This is a genomic window from Thermogutta sp. (assembly GCF_039793925.1).
Classification (GTDB): Bacteria; Planctomycetota; Planctomycetia; order Pirellulales; family Thermoguttaceae; genus Thermogutta.
On record NZ_JBAMME010000019.1, the window covers coordinates 1 to 14,144 of the forward strand.

At 60.5% G+C, this 14,144-nt stretch carries 7 protein-coding genes; 5 read left to right on the plus strand and 2 right to left on the minus strand.

Annotated elements, in window-relative coordinates; all coding sequences use genetic code 11:
* The coding region (locus ABJK56_RS01005; RefSeq protein ID WP_347242804.1) for a hypothetical protein at nucleotides 1-202 on the minus strand (202 nt) is incomplete at its 3' end.
* A 201-nt stretch (nucleotides 203-403) separates the two neighbouring features.
* On the opposite strand from ABJK56_RS01005, the gene ABJK56_RS01010 reads away from it, so the two are divergent.
* Nucleotides 404-3,601, plus strand: a complete 3,198-nt coding sequence (locus tag ABJK56_RS01010; RefSeq protein WP_347242805.1) for a carboxypeptidase regulatory-like domain-containing protein — start codon at nucleotides 404-406, stop codon at nucleotides 3,599-3,601.
* A gap of 204 nt (nucleotides 3,602-3,805) precedes the next feature.
* On the opposite strand, the gene ABJK56_RS01015 is transcribed toward ABJK56_RS01010, so the two are convergent.
* Nucleotides 3,806-4,642 (minus strand): sulfotransferase, encoded by an 837-nt coding sequence (locus tag ABJK56_RS01015; protein ID WP_347242806.1) that lies wholly within the window; start codon nucleotides 4,640-4,642, stop codon nucleotides 3,806-3,808.
* A 60-nt stretch (nucleotides 4,643-4,702) separates the two neighbouring features.
* Here ABJK56_RS01015 and ABJK56_RS01020 point away from each other — a divergent pair, with 60 nt between their 5' ends.
* The 4 genes from ABJK56_RS01020 to ABJK56_RS01035 form a co-directional block, all read left to right on the plus strand.
* Nucleotides 4,703-5,521: a sulfatase-like hydrolase/transferase gene (locus ABJK56_RS01020; RefSeq protein WP_347242807.1), complete on the plus strand. Its 819-nt coding sequence runs from the start codon at nucleotides 4,703-4,705 to the stop codon at nucleotides 5,519-5,521.
* Nucleotides 5,518-7,923 (plus strand): glycosyltransferase, encoded by a 2,406-nt coding sequence (locus tag ABJK56_RS01025; protein WP_347242808.1) that lies wholly within the window; start codon nucleotides 5,518-5,520, stop codon nucleotides 7,921-7,923. The genes ABJK56_RS01020 and ABJK56_RS01025 overlap by 4 nt, the downstream gene beginning before the upstream one ends.
* Nucleotides 7,924-7,928: 5 nt before the next feature.
* Nucleotides 7,929-12,512, plus strand: a complete 4,584-nt coding sequence (locus ABJK56_RS01030; protein WP_347242809.1) for a glycosyltransferase — start codon at nucleotides 7,929-7,931, stop codon at nucleotides 12,510-12,512.
* A 40-nt stretch (nucleotides 12,513-12,552) separates the two neighbouring features.
* Nucleotides 12,553-14,144: hypothetical protein (locus ABJK56_RS01035; protein WP_347242810.1), on the plus strand; the 1,592-nt coding region annotated here is incomplete at its 3' end.

Below are 14,144 nucleotides of genomic sequence, written 5' to 3' on the forward strand. Positions count from 1 at the left end.
CTTCGGGCCCGGCTTTTTTTTGCCCGTTGAGGTGCGACGGGCTCATCTGAAGCGGGGAGCTGACCCGGGGAGCAGCCCCCAAGCTCACTCCCCATGCTTCCGTGCCTTTTCTCGCTGTTTTCCGTACCGCCCGGAAGACGCGTTCCTCGACACCCGCCTTTTTGCTCCAGGCGACGCCAGCCTTTCCTCCCCTTTTGGACAAGCACTCCCGGTTTTCTCCTCTTTGCGCCCATTGCCGAGTGAGGCATCCGCGCGCTTTGGGGAAGCTTAAAAAGGGGCAACGCGGGCTGTTTTTTGATAAGGCAACGCCAAGCCTTGACAGCTGAGAAGGGCGCGGTAGGATTTCCGCAAACAGGCGGGTGCCCAGGAAAGGTTCGGGGCCCGGCCCTAACAGGAGGTGCTCATGAGTCCAACGAAAAGGAACTTGGTGGTCGCGGTATGGTGTTTACTGAGTATCGGGGTGACGTCGTCGCTGGTCGCTGCCGGTGCCGGAGTTCCCGATGCGGCCAGCCGCCTGGCCCGGGCCCGAGCTTCCCTCGCTCGGGTGGAACACCGGTTGGCCCACCTGGAGAAAGTGGTAGGATCAACCGCCAAAAGGAACGCTCCGACCCCGCCTCTTATGGGCGACGAGCTTTCGAAGCTCCGGCAAGGGCTCCTGGCGTCGGTTCTGCCCCTCAGGGGTCTCCACCAGCGAGATATCAGTGCTTTCTTCCAGGAGGTCCACGAAGTGGAAGCGCGCCTCGCTGAATTGGAGCGGCATTCCATCTCAGCGGTACGGACCCCGACGGTGGCAAAAGGCCTGAACGCCCAAGCTCATGGACAAAGCCCCACATGGACCGGCGCCATTTCGGGAACCGTGACCGAAGCGGCCACTGGGAACCCCATCGCCGGCGTCATCGTTCGAGTGGTCAACCAGGCTAACCAACTGGAGAGTGAAGCCGTTACCAGCGCCACAGGTGCCTTCGTGGTCAACGGTTTGCCCACCGGAACGTATGTAGCCTATATCTTCGACGCCCAAGGGTATATTCCTGAGGTGTTCTCGGGAATTTGGTGCGAGGGTACCTGCCTCATTTGGAGTGGTACGCCCATCGCTGTAACCAACGGGGCGACCACACCAGGAATCAACTTCGCCCTCGAACGTTACGCAACCATCTCAGGCACCGTGACTGACGCTGCGACCTCACAGCCACTGGGAGGAGTAGCTCTTTACCTTTACAAAGATAACGACTTTTACAACTGGGTCAACACGGGGAGCAATGGAGCGTTCCAGTTTTCACAGCTCACGCCAGGAACATATTTTCTTCGAACTTTTAAAGAGGGCTACCTCGACCAGCTTTATCAAGGCATACCTTGCGAGGAATGGTGCGACCCCTTCGCCGGGACGCCCATTGTCCTGGGCGACGGTACTCACCTTGGCGGCATTGATTTTGCCCTTCAACCCGCCGGCAGCATCTCCGGCACAGTTACCGAACAGGTAACCGGGACGCCCCTTTCCGCAATCGTTAACGTTTACGACCAAAGTGGACAATGGGTAACTTACGCCGTTACCGACTTTGACGGCACCTTCCGGATCAGCGATTTGGAATCTGGAACGTACTATGCCCTTGCCTTCGCCACGGACCACGCCACGGTCATTTACGACGGTATCATTTGCACGAACACGTGCGATCCCACTTCCGGAACGCCTATTGCGGTGATTCAGGGACAAGAAACGGCAGGGGTCTCCTTTAGCCTGCCCCGCATGGGCGCCATTGCCGGACAGGTCACCGACGCCGCCACGCACTTCCCCATTTCCTTCACCGCGATTTCGGTGTTCAAGTCCGACGGCACCTTTGCCGGCTACGACTACACCGACGCGATGGGGTCGTTCAACATAGGCGGACTTGCCCCGGGAACGCACTTCGTTTGGGCTCAGGACCCCGAATACCTGGATGAGGTTTACGATAACATCCTCTGCCAGCCGTCGTGCGACCTCACCAGCGGAACCCCTGTTACCGTTGCCTTCAATGCCACCACCACCGGCATCGATTTCGCGCTGGATTTGGGCGGAGGCATTACCGGAACCGTGACTGCCGCCTCCTCCGGCAGCCCGATTTCTGGGGTGCTTGTCCAGGTGTTCGACGCTTCCGGCAATCAGGTAGGTCTTGGTTATTCCTCATTCGGGAATTATGTGGTCCGAGATCTGTTGCCGGGAACGTACTTTGCCCGTGCCGACGGTAGCGGGCCGGGCTACCTCAGTGAGCTTTACGACAACATTCCCTGCGACCCTAGCTGCAACGTCACCACCGGAACCCCCATCGCTGTTACCGCGGGGCAGGCGACGACCGCCATTAACTTCGCCCTCGACCGCCTGGGAGCCATCGCGGGGACTGTGCGCGACGCCGTCTCCTCAGCGCCCATAGCCCACGCTTTCGTCAACGTCTACGACAGTAGCGGAACTTACGTAGGTTTTCAGACGACCCAAAGCAACGGCACCTTCCTCATTTCGGGGCTTCAACCAGGAAGCTACTTTCTTATGGCCTTCAACGACGGCCATGTAGCTCAGCTCTACTCCGGCATCGATTGCCTTTCCCCCTGTACCGTGACCAGTGGAACGGCAATTACCGTTTCCCTCAACACCACCACCGGCGGAATCGACTTTTCCCTATCGCGACTGGGCATCATTTCCGGACACGTCACGGAGCTCGGAACCGGTAGTCCCCTACCGAACACCGTCATTCACGTCTACGATGCTTCCGGGAGCTTTGTCACCAGTGCCTGGACAGATGGTTCCGGGGCCTATCAGGTTTCCGGCCTGTACCCAGGAACGTACTTCGCCGCCGCCGAAAACCCCTTGGGCTACGTCCTCGAGCTCTACACCAACATTGACTGCTCGCCTTCATGTGACGTGACCACCGGAACACCCCTTTCAGCCGCTATCAATACTGTCACCAGCGGGGTGGACTTCATTTTGCGGAAACCTTTTTTCCAGGATGTGACCCTCACCTCCCCGGGCCGTCGTTCCATCGAGGCTCTTTACGCGGAGGGGGTCTCGTCGGGGTGTTCGAGTTCCCCCGCGCTCTTCTGTCCTACCTCCCCGATGACTCGCCGACAGGTGGCCGTTTGGCTGGCCAAAGCTAAAACCGGTGGCGCGGTTCCCGTGAGTGGCACCGTTCCCGGACTCGGAAGCTACAACTGCGTCTCCGGCGGGACATCCGTGTTCCTCGATGTGGCTCCTGGCGAGCCTACGTGCAAGTTCATCCATTACCTGGCTGCGCAATCCATCACCAGTGGGTGCGGCGGTGGCAATTTCTGCCCCGACTCACCCGTTACCCGCGCCCAAATGGCGGTTTTCACCGCCAAGGCGACCGCTCCGGGCCCGATTCCCTCCAGCGGAACCGTGCCCGGAATGGGAAACTACGACTGTACCGCCGGCGGCACCTCGGTTTTCAACGATGTGGCACCCGAGGCACCCACGTGTCGGTTCATCCACTACGTCGCTGCACAGGGAATTTCCGGGGGGTGCGGCGGGGGTAATTACTGTCCCAACGCTACCCTTAACCGCGCTCAGGGCTCCGTGTTCACCGCCAAAGGGTTTGGCATCAGGCGTTACCGCCCCTAGCAACGAGGCTTCAGCGCGAACGGCTTTTCGGGCAATCACCGGCGGCCCCGAGGGGCCGCCGGTTTTTTCTACACAAACAACACGTGCGAAGACACCTGCCTATCACGCCGCCGGTTCCCATGGGCGTCGCCCGTTTTGGGCAAAGAAACCCAACAAGAGCGGGGTTGTCGCGCCGGATTTGTGCCGGGAGCCCGTCAAAAGCTGTCACTGTCGCGGCGAGTGGCCGTGAGGACCGGACAACGCCACTTTGCGAAGGAAGAGAGAGACGGCCCGAGCTAAGAAGCTCGGTAGCTCCCTGCCGTGCCACCACTGGAAAAACCGCCATGCACGCAAGACGGGTCTCCTGGGGAAATCCTGCGGCCAGTCCCTATTCCCAGCCGTTTGATGCTTGAGGGAAGGTTCGAGAAATGAGGCAATTTCCTCGAGCTGAGGATCCGTAAGCTGCGTTCCCAGAAAAGCTGCAATTCGGCGAACCGTCGTCCCCGCTTGCCGCAACAGCATCGGGTACGCCACGACGAGTAAACGCTCTCCCTTGAGATCCTTGAGAATCTGGTAGTTGTAACATGTCCAAAGATACAGGCCCGTGCTTTCAGGGTACCGCCCGCGGGCCCAAAGGGATCTCGCCACCTCCAACGGGTGCCGGACGACAAAAACCACGTGGAAAGGCCCAACCACGGATCGCCAAAAGGGCAGCGTGAGACAGTTCCTAGGGTCTTTCCATCCCCAGAACGATGTGCCGCCGAATTCCTCCGCCACAGCGCGGGCTGCTTCGCGCCTGAGATCGGTAAGGGTCTCCGCCAACCACCAGTGGGCGGGAAGCGGCAGCCTCGGATCGTCGCTGCGCCGCCCCAAGACGCGGAGAACCTCCACGTTGATGTCCACGAGCCGGCGGTTTTCCCAGAATCCCTTGGGGTTATCGGGCGCTGGTGGCAAAAGATTCTTCTCGTTCCCCAGGTAGCAGCCGAGGATATTCACGACGCGAGCCACCGCCGAGGTCCCGCTTCGATGCATTCCGGCGACGCAAACGATCTTTTCGGCCATTTCTTTCCTCGAGCTCCAGAAGCGATTCTAAAGCCCAAGGCTGTTATAATAACGCGCGGCATGCGTCACCCGGCTCATGGCGATGACGTTCTTTTCGTGACCCTCGACTCGGCTCGCTACGACGCTTTTTGCGAGGCGGCCACACCGAACCTCAAGGGCCTGGGCAAAGTCCATAGGGCGTGGTCGCCGTCGCACTTCACCTTTGGTGCCCACGCGGCGTTTTTCGTCGGCTTCACCCCTGGTGACCCAACCCGCCGGGAGCCGTACATCAATCCCAAATTCGGGCGGATCTTCCGTCTCGACGCTGCCGGCGCGCCGGGTTTCGCCCCGCCCCGCTTCCTATTACAGGGCGAAAACATCGTCGCGGGGTTCCGCGCCGCCGGTTACCGAGCGTTCGGCACTGGAGCGGTGAGATGGTTCGACCCTGAAACTCCCGCAGGACGCGTTCTCACTCGCCCTTTCCACGAATTCCTTTACCTCCCAGAGCCCGATGTTCGGGCCCAGTGCCGGTGGCTTATGGAGCGTGTGGCTGGCGCCCGCCGTGAGGGGTCGAAGGTCTTTGCATTTCTCAACGCCGGTGAAACGCACGTTCCCTACTGGCACCCCGAAGCCGACTGGGACAAAAGCTACAACCCCGCTCAAGCGTTCGGTGAAGCCAACGATGCAGCCGAGGCCCGGAGGAGGCAGGTGGCGTGCTTGGAATGGGTAGATCGGCACATCGGGGAACTCCTCCGCGCATTCGAAGGTGCCAACATCGTCGTGTGCGCCGATCACGGCGATTGTTGGGGTGAGGACGGGCTTTGGGAGCATGGCATTTCCCATCGTTGCACGCTCGAGGTGCCCTTGATCTTCTCCCTGAGTCCGGGAGAAGAAGCGTGAGCGCTGCCCTCTCCCCCTTGCCTCAGCTGCCTCCCCAAATGCGGATCGCCATTTTCTGCCCCGACACCAACATCCGGCTCAGCCTGAACGACTTGCAGTTTCGGGGCGTTCGCGGCGGAAAAGCAGCGATTCTTCAGCTCGCGGTCGCTCTCGCTGGTCTCGGCGCTACCGTAGACGTCTTTGGCGGCTTGGTCCAGGTACGAGAAGACGGTAACCCGCGCCTTAAACCGCTTTCGCAAGCGGAGGGCGACTACGACGCACTCATTTACACGACGGGCGCCACGCTCCATTTCCGCCAGGAGGAGGCGAGAAGGGTGCAGGGAAAAATCTCCGTTTTCTGGATCAGCGGACCCGCTCCCTGTGAGCCGCCGCCTGTCCCCATTCATTGGGTCGTGACCCCGTCATGCTGGCTGGCAGACCGTGCCTTGAACGCTTGGGACGTGCCGCGAGACCAGGTAGTGACGATTCGGGGCGAAGCCGTGCCCGAGCGCCTTGACCCCTCGGCTGTGCTCTCGGCGCCGCGCGAGCCGGCGCGAGGTGTCTTCCTTTCCCATCCCGACAAGGGGCTCGATCTCGTCTTGGAGGTTTTGGCCCGCCTCCGCGAGAAGAACTGGCCTGTCCAACTCGATATTTTCGGATCGCGCGGTTTCTGGCAGGAAGAACCCCGGAGTCTCCGGAATCTCCCTTCCTGGGTCCATGTTTGCGGAGAATTGCCGCAAATGCAGGCCACCCGCGGGCTGCTCAGCTATGGGTTCATGCCCTACTTCGTGCGCTGGGCCGATGGCTACTCCTTGGCTACGGCCGAGGCCATGGCTGCGGGGGTGATCGTCTTTGCCAGCGGTCATGGGTCCAACGCTGAGTTCGTTCGCCACGGAGAGACAGGCGTTCTCGTGCCGGTACGGGATGGAGTTCCGGACCTCGAGGAAGCGGAACGTTGGCTGGAACGCTACCTCGCCACTCCCGGCCAATGGCTAGCCATGCGGAAACGAGCATCCGAGAGTGTTCCTACCTGGCAGGAAGCAGCACGGCAATGGATCGAGCTGCTTTTGCAGCAGCCCCCTGAACCCTTGGTCCTGCAAGAAGCGAGGACGACTGCCTCCTCTTCCCCACGTACCGGCAAAGCAGCCCTGGGGCCAGCAGCGCACGAGCCGCTTCTTGCTGTCGCGGGGGACTTCGGTACCTCGAACACCGGCGACGAAGCGATTCTCGTGAGCACCCTTTCTCTCCTGCAAGCCGCCTCCAGTGACCTCGAGCCGGTGATCCTCGGCGTGAAGAAGGATCGGTTTTTGGCTCGCTTTCCCCGCGTGGTGTCGTGGCCAGACTGGGAATCCGCCATGGAAACGATACGCCATGCCGATGGCCTCGTGTTGGCGGGGGGCGGGCTCTTCCACGAGTGGTGGGCCTTGGACAAACGGGCGCTTCTGTCGCACCACGCCGATGGCCCTACGGCGTACCTTTCGCTCGTGGCCGCCGCTTCGGCTTTAGGAAAACCCTGTCTGGTGCTGGGAGTCGGGGTTGGCCCACTCCATTCGCAAAGCGGGAAAGAACTCGTGGGGAGCGTGCTCCGCACTGCCCCCGTCGTCACCGTGCGCGACCGCCAGTCATTGACGCTGCTCATGGAGTGCGGATTGGACCCGCACCACGTCTCATGGACAGCCGACCCGGCGTTTCTGCTTCCGCACCGCTGGCCGCGCCCAGAGGCCCTGTGGGACGAGACCCTAGGGTTCGAGCCGCCGGGGAGAAAACTCGTGCTCGTCGTCCGCAACTGGAGCGTGTTCTCCTCGGGCTCCTCCTTTCCCCAGCGCCTCGCCCGAGCTCTCGACCTTGTGGCTTGCAAAACCGGGGCGTCGCTTTTGTTCCTCCCTTTTCAGGAAAACCAAGGTCACCCATGGACCGACGATGCCTCAGCGGCTTTATCGGTCTTGGGATTCCTGGATTCTCGCTCCCAAGCGTATCTCTTGCCGCGGCTCGATCCTTACCGCGCCGACGCCGTCATTGGCCATGCCGACCTGGTCTTGGCCATGCGCTTCCACGCCGCGGTTTTTGCTTTTCGGTCCCTGGTCCCGTGCGTTGGCCTGGCCTACGACCTTAAAGTACGAGCAATGTTCGAGGATGCGCTCCTGTCACGGTGGTGCTTCGACCTTGCAGGCTGGACCGCGGAAGAGCTTGCGCTGGCAATCCTCGAACTTTTGGAACACCCCCACGCTCAACGTGACGCCCAAGCGCTGTTCCGGCAAAGGGCCCACCAACGGCTGCAACGCCACCTTTTGGCATTGCGTTCCTGGCGTCACCTGCACCCGCAGGCAAGTCCGGAAATCGAGTCCTGGAGGTCCCTCTTGTCTTCGCTTTCCGGCGGCAGCCAAAACGTGGGGGTTCAATCAAAGATGAGCACCCTGGAGTGATGCCCATGGTTCGACGAGAACAGAAGTTTCGTGAAGGTGTCGTCTACATTGCCCTACCCTCGCCGTTCGACTATTCAGGCCACCGTGCGTACATCGGTGGTGCTGAACGGTACCTCATGGAACTCGCCAAAATCATTTTCGAAATGGGCTACGAAGTCGAGGTCTACCAGCCCGCCGAAACGGCTTTTCTGCACTTTTTCCACGGGATACCCGTTTTCGGCGTGCCTGCCGAACGCTCGATGATGGATTTTTCTCAGAGCTTTTTCCTGAACCTCGCGCCGCCTCGACTCACGATTTACCTGGCGTTTTTCTTGGCGGAGGTCTTCGCGTTTTCTCCATCCATCGGTGTGTCTCACGGCATTTACTGGGACGATCCGAAGCTCCAGAGTTGGGACAAGACTTTCGAGAACACGGTTCAGAGGTTAGTCCGCGCTGTTTCCAACGTCACCTGCATGGTCTCCGTAGACGCCAACACCATCAATTTTTTCCGCTCGGTGAGATTCGAACTCGCGGAGAAGTTCGTCCTCATTCAAAACTTCGTGGACTGCAATGTCTTCAAGCCTCGGGAAAGCCTTCTCGAGGACAAAAACATCACAGTTCTCTTCCCTCGCCGCCTGACGGGGGCTCGCGGTTTTTACCTCTTAAAAGAAATGATTCCGGAGCTCCTTTCTCGGCACCCCCACGTTCGCGTCGTCGTTGCTGGACAGCCTGAAACCGAGGCTGAGCGGGTCCTGGCAGAGGAACTCGCCGCCTCGCACCCCGGTAAGGTAGCTTGGCGCGCCGTCATGCCCGAAGAAATGCCGGAAATTTACCGCCAAGCCGACATCGCCATCTTTCCCACCACCCACGCCGAAGGGACCTCTCTCTCCTGCCTGGAAGCCATGGCCAGTGGTCTTGCCGTAGTCGCCAGCCCCGTGGGTGGCCTTGCAGAGCTCGTCATGGATGGCGTCACCGGGATCCAAGCTGCTCCTGAACCGAAAGCGCTCGTAGACGCTGTCAGCAGGCTCGTGGAAGACCAGGATTTGCGCAGGCGGCTCGCGCAAAACGCTCGACAGGCCGCGCAAGCGTTTTCCCTCGAAAAGTGGCGCCGTCGCTGGCAGGCTGTTCTCGAGCCTTTCTTGCCGCAACCCGAAGCCAAGCCTGGGCCCTTTGTCTTCCTTCAGAAATGTCAGGAGGAACACCCCGGGGCGCTGATCCAGCACCAGCTCGTCGCGGAAACCCTAGCCAGCAGCGGCCTTCGCCCCATTGTCGCCGCCGGACATTCCTTTCGAAACGACGCCCAAGGGAGGTTTTGCGTTCCTGGCCGGTTTGCCCTCTCGTATCCGAAGCCCGACCCGGCGCTTTCCCCCCCTCCTGAGGCCAGCGGCAACGAGGCACCCCTCGCCCATGTGGGCCTGCTTTCTCTCGAACCACGGACCGCCATTTTCCGGTGGGCCGGCGAGGAAGCTGAAACCCAAATAGACCTCGCTCCCCTGAAAGGGGATTTCCCTGCGCTTTTCGGGGAACCGACGCACCTCCTGGACGCTGTAGCCGAGCCTCGCGGTGCCGTCGTAGCCCGTTTCGACCACCTGGCTCTTTCGAGCCTGTGGGAACTGCTGGGAGCAGCGTCCGACGTCAGTTGGGTACTTTTGGGTCCCGGGCAGCCGCCGGATCTTCGCCCTCCCGGTGTCTCCCCTCTCAAGGTCACCTCCTTCCACCACCTCGATCCCGAGGAGCTGGTCAAGGTCCTCCGTGCAGCAGACCTTGCCGTTGTCTTGGCTTTTTCCGAGGAGGAACGGCTTTGGGGGGAGTGGGTCACCGCCTGGCTGAGCTCCCTTGGGACACCGGTGGCGTGCAACTGGGACGTGACCTCCTCTCCTGCCCCCTGGATTTTTGCCACCGACAACCTCGAGGGGATACCCGGGGCTGTTCGACAGGCTCGTGTGGCTGCTGACTCGAGGAGAGCCCTGGCTCCCACTTCCGAGCCCACAGCCTCAGAGGTCGTCACCGCCTTGATCAACGCCGCTACCTTTGACCGAACCTGTGGCCAACAGAAAAAGCCCCCTCGCGCCCATCTCCAGCGAGCCGCGAGCCCTGAGCTTTTGGCCCCAAAGTTGCCTCCCGTCGCGGAAGCGTCCGTTGCCGTGAACATTGCTCGAATCACCTCGGAAAGCCTAGCTCGATGGCAGGACACGTGGCAACAACTGGTCCGAGACCTACTGTCGGCTCGCTCCCGTGCGGAAGAAGTTCAGCGGGACTACCGGAGCTTGGTCGAGCGCTACGGCGAGCGGCAACGAGAGGTGGAGCGGTGGATCGCTGAGGCAGAGAGGCGCCAAGGCGAGCTCACCACCGCCCTTGGGAGGATTCGCGAGCTCGAGGGGCAGCTGGCCGAGCGCCACCAAGAGGTGACGCGCGTGGGCGCCGCCCTCGAGCAGCAGCAGCAGGCCTATCGAGAACTGGTGGACCGCTACGGCGAGCGGCAGCGGGAGGTGGAGCGACTCACCGCTGCGCTCACCTCCATCACCCGGGCGAGGGCGTTCAAGCTCGTTTCCTTTTACTGGAAGTTCACCGCTTGGCTGCGGGGGAAAAGGCCTTCCTTGTCGCGCCCGTCCCGCGGCGAGCAAGCATCTTCGGAAACGAGCGAGACCCGCCCCCCAGCGCCATGGGGTCCGGCACTACCGGCGGCCCAGCCCATCGCGGTCTCGACCGAGGATGAGGGCGTTGCGGCGTCACCGAAATGCCCTATTCCGACCCTCCTGGATATTGTCGTTCTGCCCATCATTGACTGGGACTTTCGTTTTCAGCGACCGCAGCAGCTGGCGCTGCAGTTCGCGCGCCATGGGCACCGCGTGTTTTACGTTGGCCAAAAGTTCGGGCGCCAGCTCAAGGTGGTAGAAAAAGGGCCCAACATCTTCGAAGTGAGCCTCGCCGGCCCCAAGCTCAACGTGTACCAGGACGCTCTCAGCCCGGAAGCAGCGGAGCAGCTTTTGCTCTCCCTCGACAACCTCCGGCGGGATTGGCAGTTGACGGGAACCGCCGTCCTGGTCCAACTCCCCTTTTGGTGGCCCCTGGCGAAGCTTTTGCGCAGCCGCTTTGGCTGGCCGGTAATTTATGACTGCATGGACTACCACGCCGGGTTTTCCACCAATCGCCCGGAGATGCTGGAGGTCGAAGACGACCTCCTGGGCCATGCTGACCTGGTGGTGGTCTCCTCCCGCCTCTTGAAGGACGTGGCTGAAAAACACAACTCCAAGGTGCTGCTTGTCCCCAACGCCTGCGATTGGCAGCACTTTGCCCAGATTCCCGCCCCTCGCCATGCACCGACCCTCACCGTGGGCTACTACGGCGCCATTGCCGATTGGTTCGATTCCCAGCTTCTCGCTAACGTGGCGCGAATCATGCCGGAGGTGCGTTTCCTGCTGGTAGGGTCTACCTTTACCGCCGACCTCGCACCCTTTCAAGGACTTCCCAACGTGACGTTTACAGGGGAAGTTCCCTACGGCGAGCTTCCCGAGTACGTTGCCCACATGGACGTCCTCGTGATCCCCTTCAAACGCAACGAGCTCACCAACGCTACCAACCCCGTCAAGTTTTTCGAAATCATGGCCGCAGAAAGACCCCTCGTTTCGGTCCCGCTGCCCGAGCTGGAGCCCTTTGCTGCAGAAGGTCTCGTGTGGTTTGCCGAAAAACCCGAGGAGATGGCCGACGCCATTCGCCGAGCCGTCGCGAGCGACTCCCCCGAAGCCCAACAAAGACGCCGAGCTTTTGCGCGCCACCACACTTGGGAAAAACGTTTCGAGCTCTTGCAGCCAGCCGTCGAGAAGGCATTTCCGCTGGTGTCGGTTCTCGTCGTGACCTACCGGAATCTCCACCTCACCCAGCAGTGCTTGGCCAGCGTTCTCGCGGACCGTACCTGGCCCAACCTGGAGGTTATCGTCGTGGACAACGCCTCCTCGGACGGCACCGCTCCCTACCTTCAGGAGCTCGCACGGACAGATAGCCGCGTGCACATTATCCTCAACGACCGCAACCTCGGCTTTGCCGCCGCCAACAATCAAGCCCTTCGCCAAGCCCGCGGCGAATTCCTCGTTTTCCTCAACAACGACACCGTTGTTCCCCCAGGCTGGATTGCCCGCCTCGTGCGGCACCTCGTGGCCCACCCTGATTGGGGGCTCGTAGGGCCGGTAACGAACTGGATCGGAAACGAAGCGCAAATTCCTGTAGGCTACAAGACCTTGGCAGAAATGCCTCAGTGGGCTTTGAGCCACTGCCGGGACAACGATGGAAAGTATTTACCAATTCCCGTAGCCGCTCTCTTTTGTGCGGCCATGCGGCGGGAAGTTTTCCAAAAGGTGGGGGAGCTGGACGAGCGGTTCGGCATTGGCATGTTCGAGGACGACGACTACGCTTTGCGCATGCGGCAAGCAGGCTTCGAAGTCGTGTGCGTGGAGGATGTTTTCGTGCACCACGAGGGCAAGGCAGCCTTCAAAGGCATGCCTAAGGATGCTTACGACTCCTTGTTTGCAGAAAACCGCCGCCTCTTCGAGGAAAAATGGGGACGACCATGGGTTCCCCATCGGTACAGAAGACCCGAGGACGCGTTACGGTAGGCGACGACGTGTGGCATTTGTTCCGACCATGAGGTGCTTCATGAACAACCAGCCGGTGACGGTCAACGGTCATACGGTTTCCTTATCCGACCCCAGTTCCTCGGGCAGGAGAGGTTGGCGGCAGATTACGGGGTTTTTCGCCCTTTTGCTTCTGTTCCTGCTAGGTATGGTTCCAGCCATACGAGCTACGGGCGTGTTGGTCAAGAATTATTCCTTTTACCACGACGAAATCTGGAATGCCCCTCAGGCCGTGAGCCTCCTCCGCGGAGAGTGCTGGCGGCGAGCGTACTCCCTGCCGGTGGGCAGGCTAGCGCTGCCGGTCGTTTCCGGACCCTACCAAGGGGCCATCAAAACCTACCTCCTCGTCCCCTGGATCGCGTGTTTCGGTACATCACCCCTTTCCCTGCGCAGCGCCAACGTTGCGCTCTTCGCGTTCTTCCTTGCCGCCATGTATTGGGCGCTGCGACCCGTCAGCCGCCAGTTGGCGGCCTTATCCCTCCTCCTACCGTGGGCTTTGCCGGCCACAACGACCTTCGTCCCAACCGACCACGGCCCGTTTCTCGTGGCCTGGATTCTCATCGCCATGGGTCTTGGCTTTCTGGCGCGGTTCGCTACCGCCCACACCGAAGGAGCTCTTGTAAGCGCCGTTGCTTGCTTTTCCCTCCTCGTGACAGACAAGATCACGAATACCCCGGTTGCTGTCGTAGGCATCACCGCGGTGGCATTGCTGGCTCTTCGTACCAAGCAAACCAAGCTCCTCCTGCGGCCAGCAACGCTCGGGGCTCTTGCTCTACCCCTCCTACCGTGGGTTATTTATTTCGCGTCCAATGGCTTCAACGAATTGCTGGCTAATACTGCTGGCCCGTCGCTCCCCGTGATGCAGCGGGCGGCACGTTTCTTTCCTTCCTTATTTGCTGCGCTTACCGGGCGACATGAGGCTGTTGTTCTCACAGGAAAGTGGCCCCAACATTTTTCCCTGCTGCTTTTCCCATTTCTTGTCTCAATCCCTCTTCTGATGTGCCTTGTTACCTTGTTCCGCAAAGTTACCGCGAGCAGTCTCTTTTGGAGTCTTTTTACTGGTGCTCTGGTAGGCGTTTTCTGTTTTATCGCCATCCCTGGTCTGACTCGTCCGTGGCACTATCTGCCGTTTTACCCAATCCTTCTCTTTCTCTCCTTCTTCGCCGTCTCTCGAGTTCCTTGGAAACCCTTAGCTGCTCTTTTCTTTGCAGCCATCGTAGGCCTTGGCGTAAGGGACAGCGTTTATCATGAACGGGTTTTGAGCTTCCTCATGTCCAACCCAGGGACTGGTTACACGAGTCCAGCGCTCAACCAGCTTCTTCCGAAGCTCAGGGCCCACGGTGTCGAAACGGTCCTGTGCCTCAACTATTCCCTTTGCAACCCTCTTTTCGTCCTCGCCGGCGGCAAACTACAGATCATTGACGCAACATGGTGGACAGAAGACCCAGAGTCCTGGCAACGGATCGTCAGCTTGCTTTCCTCACGAGGAAGGGCTGCGGTGTGGAGAGAGATCCTCGACGCCAAGCAAAGGAACCCGCAAGAAATTCGCTGGCTCAACCAAAAAACCATATGGGGCAGGGAAATGCAAAGGAACCCAGGTCCCCCGCTTGCCAC

What these genes read in the sequence shown, in the direction of transcription:
- ABJK56_RS01010 (WP_347242805.1), top strand. Translation starts at nt 404, where the DNA reads ATGAGTCCAACGAAAAGGAACTTGGTGGTCGCGGTATGGTGTTTACTG.
- ABJK56_RS01015 (WP_347242806.1), bottom strand. Translation starts at nt 4,642, where the DNA reads ATGGCCGAAAAGATCGTTTGCGTCGCCGGAATGCATCGAAGCGGGACC.
- ABJK56_RS01020 (WP_347242807.1), top strand. Translation starts at nt 4,703, where the DNA reads ATGCGTCACCCGGCTCATGGCGATGACGTTCTTTTCGTGACCCTCGAC.
- ABJK56_RS01030 (WP_347242809.1), top strand. Translation starts at nt 7,929, where the DNA reads ATGGTTCGACGAGAACAGAAGTTTCGTGAAGGTGTCGTCTACATTGCC.